General features: G+C 62.0%; 15 protein-coding genes. 11 read left to right on the forward strand and 4 right to left on the reverse strand.

All coding sequences use genetic code 11. The features are described from left to right. The first annotated feature begins 16 nt into the window (after positions 1-16). Both LDZ21_RS25180 and LDZ21_RS25185 read left to right on the forward strand, forming a co-directional pair. Complete coding sequence (locus LDZ21_RS25180) at positions 17-2083, forward strand: putative bifunctional diguanylate cyclase/phosphodiesterase (protein ID WP_244796833.1); 2067 nt, start codon at positions 17-19, stop codon at positions 2081-2083. A 139-nt stretch (positions 2084-2222) separates the two neighbouring features. Beyond that, positions 2223-2519, forward strand: a complete 297-nt coding sequence (locus LDZ21_RS25185) for a DUF4148 domain-containing protein (RefSeq protein ID WP_244796835.1) — start codon at positions 2223-2225, stop codon at positions 2517-2519. Positions 2520-2572: 53 nt separating this feature from the next. Here the strand turns inward: LDZ21_RS25185 and LDZ21_RS25190 are convergent, their stop codons facing one another. Further along, positions 2573-3430 (reverse strand): EAL domain-containing protein, encoded by an 858-nt coding sequence (locus tag LDZ21_RS25190; protein WP_244796836.1) that lies wholly within the window; start codon positions 3428-3430, stop codon positions 2573-2575. A 291-nt stretch (positions 3431-3721) separates the two neighbouring features. Continuing rightward, a complete protein-coding gene (locus tag LDZ21_RS25195; protein ID WP_244796838.1) occupies positions 3722-4843 on the reverse strand; it encodes an ABC transporter ATP-binding protein in 1122 nt (373 codons plus the stop codon). A 238-nt stretch (positions 4844-5081) separates the two neighbouring features. On the opposite strand from LDZ21_RS25195, the gene LDZ21_RS25200 reads away from it, so the two are divergent. Genes LDZ21_RS25200 through LDZ21_RS25230 form a run of 7 tightly spaced genes read left to right on the forward strand, consistent with a single transcriptional unit; the run spans position 5082 to position 12263 of the window. Further along, the gene (locus tag LDZ21_RS25200) at positions 5082-6452 is read left to right on the forward strand and encodes an ABC transporter substrate-binding protein (protein WP_244796840.1); all 1371 of its coding nucleotides are present in this window, start codon (positions 5082-5084) and stop codon (positions 6450-6452) included. Positions 6453-6494: 42 nt separating this feature from the next. Continuing rightward, complete coding sequence (locus LDZ21_RS25205) at positions 6495-7436, forward strand: carbohydrate ABC transporter permease (protein WP_035965170.1); 942 nt, start codon at positions 6495-6497, stop codon at positions 7434-7436. Then, on the forward strand, positions 7433-8314 hold the full coding sequence (locus LDZ21_RS25210) for a carbohydrate ABC transporter permease (RefSeq protein ID WP_244796842.1): 882 nt from the start codon (positions 7433-7435) through the stop codon (positions 8312-8314). Before LDZ21_RS25205 ends, LDZ21_RS25210 begins: the two co-directional genes overlap by 4 nt. Positions 8315-8350: 36 nt before the next feature. Next, positions 8351-9331: a sugar-binding transcriptional regulator gene (locus LDZ21_RS25215; RefSeq protein ID WP_244796843.1), complete on the forward strand. Its 981-nt coding sequence runs from the start codon at positions 8351-8353 to the stop codon at positions 9329-9331. A 7-nt stretch (positions 9332-9338) separates the two neighbouring features. Then, entirely contained in the window at positions 9339-10085 is a 747-nt protein-coding gene (locus LDZ21_RS25220) for an SDR family oxidoreductase (RefSeq protein WP_244796844.1), read from the forward strand. Between the two features lie 34 nt (positions 10086-10119). Further along, a complete protein-coding gene (locus LDZ21_RS25225) occupies positions 10120-11154 on the forward strand; it encodes an NAD(P)-dependent alcohol dehydrogenase (protein ID WP_035965754.1) in 1035 nt (344 codons plus the stop codon). A gap of 26 nt (positions 11155-11180) precedes the next feature. Then, on the forward strand, positions 11181-12263 hold the full coding sequence (locus tag LDZ21_RS25230) for an alcohol dehydrogenase catalytic domain-containing protein (RefSeq protein WP_244796845.1): 1083 nt from the start codon (positions 11181-11183) through the stop codon (positions 12261-12263). A 52-nt stretch (positions 12264-12315) separates the two neighbouring features. On the opposite strand, the gene LDZ21_RS25235 is transcribed toward LDZ21_RS25230, so the two are convergent. Next, a complete protein-coding gene (locus LDZ21_RS25235) occupies positions 12316-13665 on the reverse strand; it encodes a beta-glucosidase (protein WP_244796846.1) in 1350 nt (449 codons plus the stop codon). 701 nt (positions 13666-14366) lie between these two features. Continuing rightward, a complete protein-coding gene (locus tag LDZ21_RS25240; protein WP_244796847.1) occupies positions 14367-16634 on the reverse strand; it encodes a two-partner secretion domain-containing protein in 2268 nt (755 codons plus the stop codon). Positions 16635-17229: 595 nt separating this feature from the next. Between LDZ21_RS25240 and LDZ21_RS25245 the strand changes: the two genes are divergently transcribed. Next, the gene (locus LDZ21_RS25245) at positions 17230-18420 is read left to right on the forward strand and encodes a glycosyl hydrolase (protein ID WP_244796848.1); all 1191 of its coding nucleotides are present in this window, start codon (positions 17230-17232) and stop codon (positions 18418-18420) included. Positions 18421-18501: 81 nt separating this feature from the next. After that, on the forward strand, positions 18502-19365 hold the full coding sequence (locus LDZ21_RS25250) for a class I SAM-dependent methyltransferase (protein WP_244796849.1): 864 nt from the start codon (positions 18502-18504) through the stop codon (positions 19363-19365). Positions 19366-19372: the final 7 nt, after the last annotated feature.

Raw genomic sequence — 19372 nt, forward strand, 5'->3', positions numbered from 1 at the left:
TTGAACCCGGCACCCTATGCACGGCACATACAACTTCTGGCTCGTCGCGGCGTCGGTCGTCGTGGCGACGCTCGCCTCGTTCACGGCGCTCGACATCTCCGGCCGCATCGCGGCGCTGTCCCGCTCGCGCATGCGCCACGTGTGGCTCGCGGGCGGCGCGGCATCGATGGGCACCGGCATCTGGTCGATGCATTTCATCGGCGTGCTCGCCTTCGCGCTGCCGATCCCGCTCGGCTATGACCTGAGCATCACGGCGGCGTCGCTCGGTGTTGCGATACTCGTCTCCTTCTTCGCGCTGTCGGTCATCAACGGCGCGCGGCTCACCATCGCGCGGCTCGTTGTCAGCAGCGTGCTGATGGGCGCGGGTATCGCGACGATGCACTACATGGGCGATGCCGCGATGCGCATGCAACCGGCCATCGTCTACGATCCCGCGCTGTTCGCAGCGTCGATTGCGATTGCGGTGACCGCATCCGGCGCGGCGCTGTGGATTGCACGCGCGCTGTCCGACGCGAGCCAGTCGAACTTGATCATCAAGCGCGTTGCGTCGGCGCTGGTGATGGGCATCGCGATCACCGGCATGCACTATACGGGCAATGCCGCCGCGAACTTTCCGCTCGGCGCGGTCTGCGGCGCGGCCAACGATGTCGACGTGCACTGGCTCGGCACGACCGTCACGCTCTTCACGCTGACGATCCTCGTCATCACGCTCGTGCTGTCGCGTTTCGACGCGCATAACGCGATGCTTGCCGGCTCCGTGACGAAGTTGCACGGACAGATCGTCCATATGGCGACGTTCGACACGCTCACGGATTTGCCGAACCGCCGCACGATGACCGAGCGCATCGAGCTGGCGGTGCGCCACGCGACGCACGGCGGCACGCGCTTCGCGATTCTTTTCATGGACCTCGACGGCTTCAAGACCATCAACGATTCGCTCGGCCACTCGACCGGCGACGAAGTGCTGAAGGCGTTCGCGCGACGCCTGCTGCAATGCGTGCGCGGCGGCGATACGGTCGCGCGGCTCGGCGGCGACGAGTTCGTCGTGCTGCTGGAGAACATGAAAGCGCATGGCGACGCGGAGCGGCTCGCCGAACGCATCCTCGATACGATGAGGAAGGGACTCGTGATCGGCGAGCATCCGTTGCAGGTGATGCCGAGCATCGGCATTGCGCTGTTTCCCGACGATGGCGAGAGCGTCGAAGCGCTGCTCAAGCATGCGGATGTCGCGATGTACGAGGCGAAGCGCGGCGGACGCAGCACGTATCGCTTCTTCGAGGCGAGCATGAACGAAGCGGCGGTGCGCACGCTGAAGATTCAGCAGGCGTTGCACGAAGCGCTGGACGCGGGCTATTTCTTTCTGCTGTTTCAGCCGAAGTTTCGCGGCGGCGGCGAGCTTGCCGGTGCCGAGGCGCTGATCCGGCTCGATCATCCGCAGAGCGGATTGCTGACGCCGATGGAGTTCATTCCGATTGCGGAGCGTTCGGGGCAGATTGTCGAGATCGGCTATTGGGTCGTGCGCGAGACCTGCCGGCAGATGGTGCGATGGCGCGACGCGGGACGTCCTCCGGTGAAGGTGGCGATCAACCTGTCGCCGCGGCAGATGAACGAGACGGATCTCGTGGCTCGCATCCTGGCGATACTGCGCGAGGAAGGCGTGGCGAGCGAGCAGTTGATGTTCGAAATCACCGAGACGGTGGCGATGCAGGACGCGCCGCGCACCATCGACATGATTCGCGCGTTTCAGGACAATGGCTTCGAGATTGCCATCGACGATTTCGGTACGGGGTATTCGAGTCTCGCTTATTTGCAGCGTTTTCGTGCGAAGCAATTGAAGATCGACCGGTTCTTCACGAACGGGCTGGATGAGAACGGCCAGGAAGGGCGCGCGATCGTATCGGCGATTATTGCGCTCGCGCATTCGCTCGATATGGACGTGGTCGCGGAAGGGGTGGAGACGGGGACGCAGCGCGATCGGCTGCGCGATCTCATGTGTGACGAGATGCAGGGGTTCTTGTTGGCGAAGCCGCTTTCGGCGCAGGCGTTCGAGGCGTTGCTGGAGGAGGGGGCGGTGGGGGTTTGAGCGGAGATGCCGCACGGTGCCGGAAGCGTGCTCAATATGACGGGCAGCACGCGGCCTGAATAATCGCGAGTTGACTCGTTGCGTATGGGATCACTTTTTGCTCGGGCATCCGCAATCGCCACTTCTTCGGAGCCCCCACATGCTCACTTTCCGCACTGCACCGCTCGCTGTCATTGCCTTGTCGGTGGCCGCGCTCATCACCGTACCGGCGACACCCGCGCACGCTCAAGACTCCGCCGCCTCAACGCCGAAGCAGGTCAAGAAAGCCGAACGCAAAGCTGCACGCGCCAAGAAGAATGCCGAACTGAGCGAGCTTGAAAAGAACGGCTACAACCCGTCCGGCCAGCAGACCGACTATCCGCGCAACCTGCAAAACGCCCAGCAGCGCATCAACGCGCAAAAGGCCGGGCAGCCCGCGCCAGCATCGGCTCCATGATCAAGGCTTGACGCGCGATGCGCCTTCCATGAGCGCATCGCACGAAGCCGTCATCAAGCCGCGTTCGCAAACCGCACCTCTGTCGCGACGCTACCCGGCATCGACGCTCTCACGCCCGGAACATTGTCCATCCCGAACACAGGCCGGGCAAGATAGAAGCCCTGCGCAAGCACATGCGGCCATTGCGCGAGCCATTGCGCCTGCGCCAGTGTCTCCACACCCTCGACGACGATCTTGACGTTGAGCCGCGTCAGCAGCGCAAGCACCGACGAAAATACTGTTCGCGCGTTCGGACAACGCGGCGCTTCCGACAGCAGTTCCTTCGCGATCTTCACGGTCCCAAAGTCGATCGGCCCAAGCGCCGCAAGACAGGCGAAGCCCGTGCCGAAATCGTCCATCGCCACGTTCACGCCACAATCGCGCAGCCGTTGCACCACCCTCGACATGCAAGGAAAGCGAGCGAGATCCTGGCTCTCCGAGAGTTCGATTTCGATCAGATCAGGCGGGATGCCATGCGCATCGCAAACGGTTTGAAGCCGCTCGCTGAACTCATCCAACGATGCGAGCGAAGGCGGGACGTTGATCGCTACCGGATAACACACGCCCGTCGCCTGCAGCGCCGCGATATCGCGCGATACGGTGTTCATCACGAAGTCCGTCAACTCGACGATGACTTCTTCATCTTCGAGCGCCTCGAAGAAACTTCCTGGCAACAACACACCGAACTCCGGATGACGCCACCGGATGAGCGCTTCCATCTGCGCGAGCTCGCTGTTATCGACCCGGTAGATGCCCTGATACGCGACGCAAAACTCGCCGGTTCTCAAACCCTGAAGCACCCGGCACTTCAGCGCGTGACCGGCAGCCGGTGCGGCGTTCGAAAGCCGCGAGCGAAGTGTTGTTGCGTTCATGCTGTGCCGCCCGTTGATTGGATCAGGCGCTTAATTGCATGACTCATGCCCGTTTCAGCATTGATCGGGCGAAAGCGCCATTGGTCGGGGGAAAACCCTTAGGCATGCATCATTGCAGGGCATCGTTGCGTAACGAGCAACCGCCGTCGAGCGTAAAGGTGGGAGCATTAGGCGTCGTCGCCGGTAACACTGACGGCTCCGGCGAACGATCGTACGAGAAACGTTTGCAGCAAACGCTGCAGTTTCTTCGATGTTTTGTAATACGGACTAACGCGTCGCCAGCCCTTTCGATCAGACGATAGCCGCCTCCGCGACCGGCCGCATCCTTTCTAGCGCGCTGCCATCTTCACGGAACAAATGCACGTGTCGGATGCGGAAGCCGACGTTGAGCCGTTGACCATCGACCGCGGTCGACTCCCCCGAACCCTTCACGTTGATCACGAGATCGTTCGGCAAGCGAATATGCAGAAGCGTTTCTCCGCCCAGATGCTCGATGACCATGACCTCGCCAGTCAGACCGCTGTCGATATCCCGGCTGCCCGACTCGATGAAATGCTCAGGGCGTATTCCGAGCGTAAGGCTTTCTCCCGGCTTGATCGACGCCGCAGCGAACGGCAGCGTCAACGGTTCGCCTCCGGGCAGTTCAATGGTCACGCCCGTGGCATCGACACGCAGCACGCGGACATCGATGAAGTTCATCTTCGGCGAGCCGATAAAGCCCGCGACGAAACGATTATGAGGCGTCCGATACAACTCCAGCGGCGAACCGATCTGCTCCACACGTCCATGATTCAACACGACGATGCGGTCGGCCATGGTCATGGCTTCGGTCTGGTCGTGCGTGACGTAGATCATCGTCGCGTTGAGCTGCTTGTGCAGCTTGATGAGCTCGAGGCGCATCTGTACGCGCAACGCTGCATCGAGATTGGATAGCGGTTCGTCGAACAGAAAGACCTTCGGTTCCCGAACGATTGATCGCCCGATGGCCACACGTTGCCGTTGCCCGCCCGACAGCGCGCGAGGACGCCTTTCGAGCAACTGGCCGATCTGCAGTATCTCCGCCGCGCGATTGACGCGCTCCTTGATCTGCGCTTCGGGCAACTTCAGCATGCGCAGGCCGAACGCGATGTTCTCGTACACCGACATGTGCGGATAGAGCGCATACGACTGGAACACCATCGCGACGCCGCGTTGCGACGGCTCGAGATCCGTCACGTCTTCGCCGCCGATCAGCACTTGTCCCGAATCGGATTGCTCGAGTCCGGCAATGCTGCGAAGCAGAGTGGACTTTCCGCATCCCGATGGTCCGACGAAGACCATGAACTCGCGGTCGGCCACTTCGATATCGACGCCCTTCAACACTTCGGTGCCTGCAAAGGCCTTGCGAATCTGCTGCAAATGGACTGCGCTCATGCGTGTCTCCATCTAAGCCGGTTTCATCGCCGCACTGCGCAGGAAGTATCGCAGTGCAGCATCGAATGCCTTGACTCACATTGTTCTTGACAACCTGTTCGGGCCCAAATATACAATTGTAAAACCGAAATTACAAGTGAAACGACACGGCTCCCTACCGTGCTTTTTCGCTCCGCTGCGCAGGGAAGGACGCACGACACGAACGTATCCGCTCGAGAAAACAGAAAGGAGACAAGGCATGAAAAAGCGCATCACGCAGGGCATACAGTCCCGTCCGTTGAAGCACATCGCGGCAGTCGCGCTGTTAGCGGCAAGCGCGACGTTCACTGCATCCGGTGCGCAAGCCTGGACGCTCAAGGAAGCGGCGCAGCCGTACTCCGGCACTACCATCAAGGCTATATTTCTCGATCGCCCCGGATACAAGGCCGCACAAACCCTGATTCCTCAGTTCGAGAAAGAGACGGGCATCAAGGTGCGCTGGGAAGTCATTCCCTACGAGAACACGCGCGAGAAGGAAGTGCTCAACTTCGTCGGCGGCGGGGACCAGGACATCGTGCTCGTCGACGTCGTGTGGATCGGCGAATTCGCGAGCAACAAGTGGCTCGTGCCGATCAAGAAGTTCACCGACGATCCGAAGCTCGCGGACCCGAGCCTCAATTTGCAGGGCTTCTTCCCGATCCTGCTCGATTCGTTCGGCACTTGGGACAAGGTCACGTATGGCCTGCCGTTCGATAACTACTCGGGCCTCATGTTCTACAACAAGTGCATGTTGAAGGACGCGGGTTTCGACGCGCCGCCAAAAACGTGGGACGAGCTGCTCAACACGTATGCGCCGAAGCTCACGAAGGGCGACAAGTTCGCATTCGCGCTTCAGTCGCGGCGCGGCGAAACGCAGTCGGCGGACAGCTTCATGCGCGTGCTCTGGCCCAACGGCGGCTCGCTGCTGGATGCGAAGTTCAAGTCGAACCTCATGTCGCCGCAATCGCAAGCGGGACTCGAATATCGGCAGAAGCTGATGAAGTACATGCCGCCGGGCATCGTCGACTTCGATCACGCCGAAGCGGTGAACGCGCTTGCGCAAGGCCAGGTCGCGATGATCACCGAATGGTCCGCGTTCTACCCGACGCTCACCGATCCCAGCAAATCGAAGATCGGCAACTGTCTTGCGATCACCACCGAACCGAAGGGTGCAGCGGGCCTCAAGCCCGCGCTCGGCGGCTTCTCGCTTGCGGTCAACGCGAAGTCGAATGCGAAGAAGCAGGCCGCGTCGTGGCTCTTCATTCAGTGGATCACCTCTGAAGCGATGGCCAAGCCGTATCTCGAAGCGGGCGGCGTGCCGGCGCGTACGGCGGTGTACAAGGATGCGGCCGTGCAGGACAAGTATCCGTTCGTGAAACCAATGGTCGAATCGTGGCAGGGCGGCGTGCCGGATTATCGTCCGCGCTTCCCTGAATGGCCTGCGGTGTCGGAAGTCATCGGCGAATGGGGCAGCAAGATGATGCTCGGTCAGGTCACGGTGAAAGAGGGCGCGCAGACCATCGGCCAGAAAACCGAGGACATCCTGAAGAAAGCAGGCTATTACGACGGCAAGAAGCCATTGCTGAAGTAAGCGCGATTCACGCAGTCATCCTAAGGAACCGGAGGCGATTCAATGGCGAACGGCACTGTAGCATCCGCGACACAGCCAAGGAGGCCGCGCAAGCACGCGCGCCGCTTCGGCATACTGCCGCGCTCGCCCGCCTTCTGGTTCCTGTTTCCTGCGATCTTCGCGCTGGCGGTCATCGGCATCTATCCGCTGCTGCTTGCGCTCTACAACTCGTTCCATCAATACAAACTGGCCGATCTCGCATCGGGCACGCCGTTCGTCGGCGTCGATAATTACATCGCGACGCTATCCGATCCCTCGTTCTGGGGCGCGCTCGGCCGCACCGCGCTGTTCCTGTGCCTTACGCTGCCCATCGAAATCGCGCTCGGCCTTTTTGCCGCCCTGATGCTGCATCGCATGGACTTGCGCTTCATGCGTGCCGCCGCACGCGTGAGCCTCGTCATTCCGATGGCCACGACTTACGCGGTCGTCGGTCTGATCGGCCGGCTGATCTTCAATCGCCAGTTCGGCGTGGCGAACTATCTGACCGGTCTCTTCGGCATTCCGCCGCAAGACTGGCTTGCCGATCCTACTCTCGCGTTCGTGTCCGTGATGATCATGGATATCTGGCAATGGACGCCGTTCTGCGCGCTCATCATGCTTGCCGGTCTCTCGATGGTGCCCAAGGAAGCCGAAGAAGCCGCGCGCCTCGAAACGCCGAAGTGGAGCATGATCTTGTGGCACTTGCAGCGGCCTTATCTGCTGCCGGGCCTGACCGCGATCCTGATTCTCCGCTCCGCCGACATGCTCAAGATGTTCGACGCCGTCTTCACGATGACGCGCGGCGGCCCTGGCGCCGCGACCGAGTTCATCAGTGTCTATATTCAGCGCGTGGGCTTCCGGCTCTTCGATCAGGGCATGGCATCGGCGCAAGCGATCATCCTGCTGATCCTGACCATTGTGTTGTCGCGACTGTATATTCGCTTCGTTTATCGGGAGGCCGCGTGAGCACAACTGTTAATCAAGCCGCGAACGGCGGCGTCGCTCAACGCGGCAAGCGTGCGCGCGCAGCACGCAGGCGCGCGACCGTATGGCATTTCATTGGCCTGCTCGTCGTGTTTCTCTCGTCGGTGTTTCCGTTCTACTGGATGGTCACGACGAGCCTCAAGAGTCAGTCCGACGCGCTCGCGTATCCACCGAAATGGCTCTTCAGTCCGACGTTCCATCACTATTCGGCCGCGCTCTTCGAACATGATGTGGCGGGCAGCCTGCTCAATTCGCTCATCATCGCGAGTTCAACCACCGTGCTTGCCATCCTGCTCGGCACGCCCGCCGCGTACGCACTCGCACGCTACGAGTTCCGGGGCAAGGAAGACCTGTGGTTCTGGTTCATCTCGAACCGCATGGTGAGTCCGGTGGTGCTCGCGGTGCCGTTCTTTCTGATCGCGACGAAGCTCGATATCGTCGATACGCATATCGTGCTGATCCTGCTGTACCTGACGTTCTCGCTGCCGATCGTCGTGTGGATATGCACCGACCAGTTCCGCAACATACCGGTCGAACTCGACGAAGCCGCGCGGCTCGACGGCGCATCGCCGTGGCGCGTGTTCTGGCGCATTAATTTGCCGCTCGCGATGCCGGGCATCGTCGTGTCCGCGATCTTCGCGTTCATCTTCTCGTGGAACGATCTGCTCTATGCGCTCGTGCTGACACGTACGGAAGCCATCACATCGCCCGTTGCCGCGACGAGTTACATGAGCGGCTATGAACTGCCCTGGGGCGAAATCATGGCGACCGGCACGCTGATCGTCTTGCCGATGGTGGTCTTCGCGCTGCTCGTATCGGGCCGGCTCGTACAAGGGCTCACGATGGGCGCGGTGAAGTAGACTCGCGCAGCCCTTCATTGCGACTACACAGAGAACATGAGCAAGACAGCCCCGCCGATTGCCATCGCGGTAACGGACGAATCGATCGACTCGGAAGAGGAGTTGCAGGCCCGCGTCGCGTGGCACTACTACGTCGGCAATCTGACGCAGCAGGAGATCGCCCAGCGCATCGGCAGCAATCGCGTGCGCGTGAACCGGCTGCTGGCCGCGAGCCGCGAATCGGGCCTCGTGCAGATCACCATCAACAGCAAGATCGCGCCATGCGTGGCGCTCGAAGAAGCGCTGGTCAGGCGCTTCGGGCTGGAAAGCGCGGTGGTCGTGCCGAGCGGCGCGAACACCGAAGCGAACAACGCCGCGCTCGGCATAGGAGCGGCGAGTTACTTCGCGAAGCAGATCGTCGCGGGACTGACAATCGGGCTCGGATGGGGCCGCACGATACGCGCGGTGTTGCGAGCGATGCCGCAGCGCTCGTATGGCGCGGTGTCGGCCGTATCGCTGCAAGGCGGGCTGTCGCATTGCCCGAGCATCAATACGTTCGATCTGGTGTCGGACTTCGCGGACATCTGCCGCGCCGATGGTTATATCTTCGCTGCGCCGATCTACGTCAGCAGCCAGAAGGCGCGCGATGTGATCCTGCAGGAAGGCACGGTGCGCGAGACCTACGAGCTTGCGCGCAACGCCGATCTCGCGCTGCTGACGTGCGGCGATCTGACGGAATCGCTCGTCGTGACGTATGGCATCGACAATCCCGAGCAATTGCGCACGCTCGAAAAAGCGGGCGCGGTGGGCGACATGCTCGGCCACTTCATGGATGAAGACGGCGAGCTGATCGATCATCCGCTGAATCGACGCACGGTCGCGATCACGCTCGAAGATTTGCGCAAGATACGTCGCGTGATACTGGTGAGCGGCGGACCGAAAAAGTTTCATGTGACACGTGCCGCGTTGCGGGGCCGCTATCCGTCGGTGCTCGTCACCGATGAAGACACCGCCCGACGCCTATGTGAAGAGCCTTGATCGAGACATGACCACTATCGACCGGAATCGTGAATTCGAAGGCAAGACCGTGCTTGTAACGGGTGCGGGCAAGGGCATCGGTCATGCGACGGTGCATCTGCTGATCGAACGAGGCGCGCGTGTTATCGCACTGAGCCGCAGCGCGGACGATCTCGCGTTGCTGGCGAACGAAACGGGCTGCGAGACGATCGCAGTCGATCTCGCCGATGCCGACGCCGCACGCGAAGCGGCCCGCGCCGCGCAGCCGGTCGACCTGCTCGTCAACTGCGCGGGCCTCGTCGAGCTGCAGCCGTTCCTCGACACCACCGCCGATGCCTTCGATCTCACGATGAACGTCAATGTGCGCGCCGCGATGATCGTCGCTCAGGCTTGCGCGCGAAGCATGATCGAGCGTGGCAAGGGCGGGGCGATCGTCAACGTGTCGAGCATATCGGCGGCGGTCGGCTTGCCGCTGCATGCATCGTATTGTGCATCGAAGGGCGCGCTCGATGCGATGACGCGCGTGATGGCCGTCGAGCTTGGTCCCCATGGCATACGCGTGAACGCGGTGAATCCCGTGGTCACGATGACGCCAATGGCCGAGAAAGCGTGGAGCGACCCCGCGAAATCCGGCCCGATGCTCGCGCGCATCCCGATGAATCGCTTCGTGCAGCCGGTAGAGGTCGCACGCACCATTGCTTACTTGCTGAGCGACGATTCGAGCATGGTAAGCGGCGTGAGCCTCGCAGTCGATGGCGGCTTTCAGGCGGGATGACAAGGATTCTTCATTCAAACGCGAAGGAACGACGATGGAAGCACTGGTTCTCGAAGAAGCACGGCGCATCAGCTTGCGTCCGTTCAGCTTGCCGCAGGTCGTGGGTCCGCACGATGTGCGGATACGCATCCATACGGTCGGCATTTGCGGCAGCGATGTCCACTATTACCAGCATGGACGCATCGGGCCATTCGTCGTCAATGAGCCGATGGTGCTCGGGCACGAAGCATCGGGCACCGTTGTCGAAACGGGCGAGGAAGTGACGCATCTGAAAGCGGGCGACCGCGTGTGCATGGAGCCGGGCGTGCCGGACATGCAATCGCGTGCATCGCGTGAAGGCATGTATAACCTCGATCCCAAAGTGCGCTTCTGGGCGACGCCGCCGGTGCATGGCTGCCTCGCGCCGTTCGTCGTGCATCCGGCCGCGTTCACCTACAAGCTGCCCGACAACGTGAGCTTCGCGGAAGGGGCAATCGTCGAGCCGCTGTCCATCGGCTTGCAGGCGGCGAAGAAAGCGGCCATCCAGCCGGGCGATGTCGCTGTCGTGCTGGGCGCGGGCACCATCGGCATGATGTGTGCGCTGTCCGCGCTCGCGGGCGGATGCAGCCGCGCGATCGTCTGCGATCTCGTGCAGGAAAAGCTCGATCTGATCGGCGCGGTGCAGGGCGTCACCGCAGTGAACATTCGCGAGCAGCGCGTGCAGGACGTCATCGCGGAACTGACGGACGGCTGGGGCGCGAACATCGTGTTCGAAGCAAGCGGCAACGAGAAGGCGTTCGAGGGCATCGTCGACTTGCTGTGTCCCGGCGGATGTCTCGTGCTCGTCGGCATGCCGCAACGCCCGGTTCCGCTCGATGTCGTCGCGGTGCAGATCAAGGAAGCGCGTATCGAATCCGTGTTCCGCTACGCCAATATCTTTCCGCGTGCGATCCAGTTGATCGCATCCGGCAAGCTGGATGTCAAGCCTTTCATCTCGCGCACGTTCCCCTTCGCCGAAGGCATCAAGGCCTTCGAGGAAGCGGCGAGCGGCGTGCCGACGGATGTGAAAGTGCAGATCGTCATGGAATGACGCGATAACGACCGGGAGACGCGATCATGGAGAACACCGACAACGCGGAGATGACGGCCATCGTCTGCCGCGCGCCCAAGGACTATCGCGTCGAGCGCGTGCAGCGCCCGCGTGCCGGGCCGAACGAGCTGGTGATTCGCATCGCCGCATGCGGCATCTGCGCGAGCGACTGCAAGTGCTGGTCGGGCGCGAAGATGTTCTGGGGCGGGCCGAATCCGTGGGTCAAAGCGCCGGTCATCCCGGGGCACGAATTCTTCGGTTACGTCGAGGAACTCGGCGACGGCGCGGCGGAACATTTCGGCGTGCAGAAGGGCGATCGCGTGATCGCGGAGCAGATCGTGCCTTGTGCGAAGTGCCGCTATTGCAGGTCGGGGCAGTACTGGATGTGCGAAGTGCACAACATCTTCGGCTTTCAGCGCGAGGTCGCGGACGGCGGCATGGCGGAATACATGCGCTTTCCGCCCACCGCGATCGTTCACAAGATTCCCGATGGCATCTCGCTCGAAGACGCCGCGATCATCGAACCGCTGGCATGCGCCATCCATACCGTGAATCGCGGTGACATTCAGTTGAGCGATGTCGTCGTGATTGCAGGCGCGGGACCGCTTGGCCTGATGATGGTGCAGGTCGCGCATCTGAAGACGCCAAAGAAGCTCGTCGTGATCGATCTCGTCGACGAGCGTCTCGAACTCGCCCGCGAATACGGCGCGGATATCACGATCAATCCAAAGACGGACAACGCGCTCGAAGCCATCCGCGCGATCACCGATCAATACGGCTGCGACGTATATATCGAAACGACGGGTTCGCCGGCGGGCGTGACGCAAGGACTCGAATTGATACGCAAGCTCGGGCGCTTCGTGGAATTCTCCGTGTTCGGCAGCGATACGACGGTCGACTGGTCGATCATCGGCGATCGCAAGGAACTCGACGTGCGCGGCGCGCATCTCGGACCGTACTGCTATCCGATCGCGATCGATCTGCTCGCGCGCGGTCTCGTGACTTCGAAGGGAATCGTCACGCACGGCTTCACGCTGGAAGAGTGGGACGATGCGATCGAAGTGGCGAATTCGCTCGACTCGATCAAGGTGCTGCTGCGGCCGAAGTAAGCGCGGCGCACATTAAAAAAAGGCGGAACGCGCCTGCGTTCCGCCTTTTTTTTTACTTCGATGCCGCTACCGCCGCCTTGACCGTCGAATAGACCGCCTTGTTCGATCCGCCATTGGTGAGGATGCCGAACTCGCCGCTAGGATCGTCATACAGCTCGTACCAGTTGAAGCCGATCACGTTGTACGTGCTTCGCGCCGCGTAAAGCTCCGGAATCGTCTTCGAGATATAAGCCTGCGCCTTGGCCGTCGAGAAGTCCGCGTTGATGCCGATTTCGGTGAACATGATCGGCAGGTTGTACGCGTCGTGCAGGATCTTGAGCACGTTGTAGTTGGTGCCGTCCTTGCCCCACGTGTTCACCGGATCCAGACCGTCCGAGTACCAGTGCAACTGGATGATGTCCGTCGGCACCTTCGGATGGCCCGTCGAGCCGTCCGGCTGCGTGCCGGTCAGCATGCCCTTGTACCAGCCGAGGTTCAGGAAGCCCGTCGACGCCGTATTGATGATCTTCGTCTGCCCGGACTTGTCGACGGAGCGCCAGCCGTCATAGGAGCCGCGCATCGTGCCGCGCCAGATCGGCCACGTGTTGTTGTCGTAGTCGGAGACGTTCACGCCGTCGTTCGCGATGCGCTGGTTGTGCTCGTCGATATCGTATTCGTTGCCGAACTCCACGACCGGCACGCCCTTGAAGCGCGTCGCCGCGTAAGCCGCCATGTTATAGGCATACGTGTAGGCCGACGCTTCGGTCGGCGTGCGGCCGTTCAGCGTCGGGTCCATCCACGGATGCGGAATGACCAGCGGCATGACGTTGACCTTCGAGCCGACGTTGGGCATGACCTTGTCGGCGAGGATATCGATCTGCGCGTTGCTGTAGACGTCCTGACGCACGCTGGTCAGGCCGAGGTCGACCATCGTCGCGGACTGGGTCGCGAGCGGAATCGACGAGTAGACGCCGCCCTGGATGTAGTGAGCATTGACGCCGAAGAACGGGATCGCGGTCGAAGTCGAAGCCGACGCGGCGGTGGCGGTGCGCGGGTCGCTCGACGTCGCCCACGTGTTGTTCTGCCACACCCACCACAGCTTGTTCACGTTCTGCTGGTAGATCTTGCCGCCGTACCACAGCAGTTGAATGACGGCCTGCGAGAAGCCGGCCTTCTGACCCGCGCGATAGATGACGCCGTTGGTGACGGTCCAGACCGCGTTCGAAGAATCGACGATCGACGTACCGGACGGGATCGTCGTGCCGCTCGGCGACGGTGCCCGGGTGCCGGCTTTGGCGACCGCGGCGGGATCATTCGCGCTGTTTGCGACGCTCGACGGCAGACTGTCCGCGCCGCCGCCACATGCCGAAAGGATTAACGAGCTTGCGAAGAACGAATAAACGATGAAATGGTTTTTTCTCATTCTGAAAATGGATGAACGTGTTCCAATTCCGACCGCCGAAAAAAGGTCTTCCCTGAGTGCTTTTAAAGCACTCGCAATTCGAACCTGAAGGGAATAGACAGGCGATCAACCAGTGCGCCACAGACAAAGCAGGCGCGTTTCTCAGTCGCTTTTTACTGACCGGACGAAAGCAATGGTACCCGCTCGTTATTTCTTACCGTATGAAAAAGCCCGTAACGGTATGTAACAGTGAACGTTTGCGTGGCAATTCCTGCGCTTCTGCGCATACAAATAAGGACACAAGCCGTATTTCGTCTTGCATCTGATGCCGAAGGTCGCTAAGAACCGGCGTTTTTGAACGATGTGTTCATACGAATAGCGGAATAAGTTACGCGTTATCTTGCCGTAATATTCGTCGCATAAATGAATGTTTTATCGAACGTGTGAACGGTGAAAGATTAACCTTAGGTCGATTATGGTTAAATTGCCGTTCTGAAACATCGATTAGGCGCATTCATCCATATGTTTTTCGAGACGTAATCCGGCTTCATCGCCATCTTGCGAACCGGGTGCAGAATCTTTGTGAAACTCACGTTCGGCCGAATATCGAATCCGGATTTGGCCGGATTGAATCAAGCTAGTATCGAGCCGCTATGGGCGAAAAAAAGCCCGCCATCGCTGGCGGGCCGGGCATCGAAAACGCAGATGCAGTCAGCGGATTGTCAGGACCCGTAGAGCCACCGCAACGACGGCGACAACGATCCCACCGGCAGGGCCCACGCACCCGTCGCGCTGAAGTCCCAGGTCGGACCGAAGCTCGCCGGATCGCTCATTTGCGCGTCGGTCAATCCGCTCGAAGCCGGCGTTCCCGCGCCGCGACCGACGGCCGACGCCACACCCGCTGACTCCCTGTTCCAGAACACGTTCGGAGCGATCAAGCCGCGGTTTCCGCCCACGATGCCGCCCGCCCGCGCGCCCGCGCCGACGGTGAGCGTCGACATGCCATAGGACTCGTAGATGCCGCCTGCATTGCCGCCCACCAGGCCGCCAACGGCCCCGTTGCCCGTCAGCGATTCCTGCGCATACGACTGCACGATCCTGCCGTTATTGATGCCGACGAGCCCGCCGAGCGCGCCTTGTCCGCTGGCCGTCGCGGAGCCGAGCGCGTAGGACCGGGCGATATAGCCGTCGTTGCGGCCCACGAGCCCGCCGACCGCGCTGCCGCCGCTGATGTTCCCGCCGGACCACGATTGCTCGATGCGTCCGAAGTTCTCGCCGACGAGTCCGCCCGCCACCGTCGACGCATCGCCGGTCGCATTGACGACGCCCGATGCACCCACGTTCACGAGATAGCCGCGGTTCGTGCCGACGAGCATGCCGACCGGTGCGCCCGAAGCCGTGGCCGTGGTTCCCGCGAGCACGAAGTTGCGCAGGATGCCGCTCGCGCCGACCACGCCGAACAGGCCGGTCTCGCCGGCGCCGAGGCTGAGGCCCACGGGCAGATGACCCATGCCGTCGAACTGGCCGGTGAACGGTGTCGCCGCCGTGCCGATGCCGCCGAGATCCGTCGCGCCGAAGAGTCCGAGGCTCGAACCGAGCGCGTAGGTGCCGGAAAGATCGTTCTTGACCGCGCGCAGGTCCGCGATCGAATTGACGAGACGATAAGCGGTGTACTGCGTGACGAGCCCGCTGAACGGCGCGGCGCTCCACGATGGATTGACGCGCACGTTCCCCGGTGTATTGACGCCGTTCATGTCGAACAGGACGGAAACGACGCCGTTGCTGCGCGACCAGTCGATCGTGCCGAGGTTCGTCACGCTGCCGCCGTTGTTGAACGCGTTCGCGTCCGCATACAGCTTGAGCGAGCCGGAACCGGCATTGGCGATGGTGACGCCGGGCGCGATCGTCACCGAGTGCGCGGCGTTGAGCGTCAGCGACGACGCGCCGTTCCAGCGCAGATTGGTTGGCACGACGATATCGCCCTTGCCGGTTGCGCCCGCGCTGCCGTCCGTGCCGTCGGCGTTGACGGTGATGGACGTGCCGCGATTAAGACTCGATGTGAAGGTGCTGGCCGTCGCGGCGTCGGCGGTGAATTCGCCCGTGGTGATATTGAGTGCGCTCGCGCTGATGTCCGCGCCGCCGACTCCAACGTTCCTGCCGATGACATCGACGCCGGATGGCGTGCCGTCCGCATTGCGTGCGCTGATCTGCGCGCCGCGTGCATCGACCGAGCCGGTATCGGCGACGAGCCAGACGTGCCCGTCGCGCGTCGCGGTGCCGGTCGCGCGCAATGCGGCGGAGCGGCCGGCGAGCGCGAAGATGTTGCCGTCCGCCGCCTGCAGGTTGATGACCGCCGCCTGCACTTCGCCCGCGTTCGCGACCATGCCGTGACTGCCCACCGCCACGCCGATCTGCTGGTCGTAGCCGGTATCGATCAGCGACACCGAGCGTCCCGTGACCAGATTGGCCGATCCCTCGGGCGCGTCGATGCGTCCCCCGTTCATCACCATGTTCGCGGAGATGAGATACACGTTGCCGCCCGTCGAACTGATGCTGCCGAGATTGACGACGCTCGCATTGGAGTTGCCCGTGAAGGTGGCCTGATAGCCGGAGGCGAAGTCGTCGTTGCTGATGTCGAGTGTCGAGGCGACGAAGTGGCCGCCCGTGGACACGACGCCGCGCGGTCCGATAACCACGCCATGCGGATTGATCAGGTAGACCGTACCGGTTCCCTGTAGCGTTCCGTAGATTGCAGAGACGTCGTTACCGGTCACGCGATTGAGCGTCGCGCCGGTGCCGTTGTTGATCGACACCGTGCGGCCCGAGGCAATCGAAAAGCTTTTCCAGTCGATGATCCCGCGTGCGCCCGATTGCGTGATCGTCATGTTCCCGCCGCTCTGCGCGATGCTTCCCGCGCCGGCGACGAACTGGCCGCCTTGCGGCAGAGGAGCCGCGGCGACGGCCGCCGATCCGACCGACCCGCAAGCCATGGCAATGAGTATCGAAAGAGGGCGGATTGTGAAGCGCGCCGCCCGCGTGCTTGTATAACCGGCACGGCTGCCGGTTTCGAAAGCGCTCAGGTGACGATTGAATGAATGACGCATAAGCCCCCCTTGGGCTGTGACATTCCCCGTTTGTTGTCGCTTATTGGCGCTCTAGTGGCAGGGCAGTGTAGCAGCACTAACGATGATCAAGGGCGGTCTGTTGCGCGTGTGTCGCGCATGTGTCGCGCATGTGTCGAATGGGTGGCGCGCTTCGAATTGTTATGGCACGAGGCGCTGATATCGCGGTTCGGGCGAGATCGAACGGCTCGTGAATGTGCAAGTCGGGATCGACCGGGTTTCGCAGAAACATCGCCATGAACAGGCGAAGGGGTCAGGGCATACCGGTAAAAATGCCGGCTTCGCATTGAGCGTTTCGAAGCGCACATACAAGAGACGATTCAAGCCTGTGCCCGCATGGCCGTAAACGTGAGCATCAACGCCACCTTTCGCGGCCATGCCAGTCCCCAACCAAGCCTCACGACACCGACTATCCCATCCCGCCGCTTCGCTGGATGCACCGAAGCGCCGAACCTTTCTCGCCATGATGCTCGCGTCGGCGGGCAGCGCGGTGCTGGCCGGCTGCGGCGGCGGAGGCGGCAGCAGCGATTCGCAAGCTGCCGGCAAGTCGAGCGCCGCCGCCAATTCGACGACATCGACTTCGACATCGCCTTCGACTTCGAGCGCGTCGGCAGCGAGCGGAGCGTCGGCATCGAACACGACGGATAGCAACAGCGCCGGCGACGCGACTCAGCCCTCGAACACGGGCTCGAGCGATACGAGCTCGCAAGCGTCAGGCGCATCCGACGGTCTCTTTTACGGCATCAACGGGCACATGGCGTGGGGCAACGGCATCTACCAGACGATGCCGGCGGCTGCGCAACTCGCCATCCTGCAGGATCTGGGCGTCACCAACTATCGCTGCGACATTGCCGACGGCGGCATGGCGACCACGCTCGCCAACGCGCTGACGGGCCCGTTTGCGAACAGTGGCGTGTCGATCCTGCCGGTGTTCAATCCGCTGTCCGCGCATTGGGACCCGCACAGCAGCGAAGCGGATGCGTACGCGCTCGGCTATGACCTCGCGGTGCGCTGCACGCGCCCGTTGAAGGGGCTCGTCAAGTACATCGAGTGCGGCAACGAACTCGATGTGGACCTGAAGATCGCCGGCGACGGCAGTTCGACGGCGGACTGGGACCCGGCCTGCTGGCCGTCGTTTCGCGGTGCGCTGCGCGGCATGATCGACGGCGTGCGCGCAATCGATCCGTCTATCCAGTGCGGCGTGAACGTCGGCATTCCAATGGCCTATCGCGCGCTGCAAATGCTGTGGAACGGCATTTCGCCCGACGGCACCACGCAGGGCGTGAGCGGCGCGGCGTCGCTGCGCTGGGACTTCACGAGCTATCACTGGTACAAGAGTTCGGGAGACATCCAGTGCGGCGGGCGCAACAACGCGTGCGTCGACGTGCTGCAAGTGCTGAAGGATTCGTTCAACGTGCCGATCTGGCTGACGGAATGGGGCTGGTCGGGCGCGAACGACACGCCGCAGTCCGCCGCGGCGTACACAGGCAAGGCGCTTAAGCAGTATCGATCGATCAAGGACAAATACAACATCCAGTCCATCATGATGTATGCGGTGATGGACAAGAACTACGGTCTCATGCAGCTCGACGGCGTCACGAAGAATCCGGCGTACGCCGTGTTCAAGGACTTCGTCGCAGCGAACCCGGTGTAAGCCGCGACGCGGCTCGAAGGAAAGAGCGCGTCACGCGATAAACGCGTATCGTGTCGCGTATCCCGAACTTCCTTCGACGCCATGAACGCTACTTGCCTCGACCGGGCGCGCGCAGTCGCGATTGCCGTTACCTTTGCTGCAATCGCACTGACAGGCTGTGCTTCCTCGTCCTCGCGTGATGCGCAGTCGCAAGGCGCGAGCGCCGCATCGCTCGATGCCGCCATCGGCGGATCGCAACGCAGCGACAAGGCGCGTGCGCGTGATGTCTATCGCCATCCAAAGGAAACGCTGGCGTTCTTCGGTCTCGCTCCGACGCAATCGGTGCTCGAAATCGCGCCGGGCGGAGGCTGGTACACGGATATTCTTGCGCCTTATCTGCGCGACTCAGGCCGTCTCTACGAAGCGCAATATCTGAGCACGTCCGCCGATCTCGCCGCTGAAGACAGCGCCACCGATGCCGCGTATCGGCGCAAGCTCGCGAGCGATCCCTCGGTGTATGGAAAGGTGGTCGTCGGGACATTGCATGCGGGCCGGTTCATCGACTTCGACGCCAACGAGCGATTCGACCGCGTATTTACGTTCCGCAATATCCATAACTGGATCAAGGACGGACAAGTCGATGCGAACCTGCGTGCGTTCTACGGCGCGCTGAAGCATGGCGGCGAACTCGGCGTCGAAGAGCATCGCGCGCAGCCGGGGACCAGCGAACAGCAAATGATCGAGACCGGTTACGTGACCGAGGCGTTTGTCATCGAGCACGCTCAGGCAGCCGGCTTTGTGCTCAGCGCGCGCAGTGAAATCAACGCGAATCCGAAGGATACGAAAGACTATCCGCATGGCGTGTGGTCGCTGCCGCCCACGTACAGGGGCGGCGAATCGGACCGGTCGCGCTTTGCGGCTATCGGGGAATCGGATCGCATGACGCTCAGGTTCGTCAAGCCGTAGCGTCACG

The organism is Caballeronia grimmiae (assembly GCF_022879615.1).
GTDB classification, from domain to species: Bacteria; Pseudomonadota; Gammaproteobacteria; order Burkholderiales; family Burkholderiaceae; genus Caballeronia; species Caballeronia grimmiae.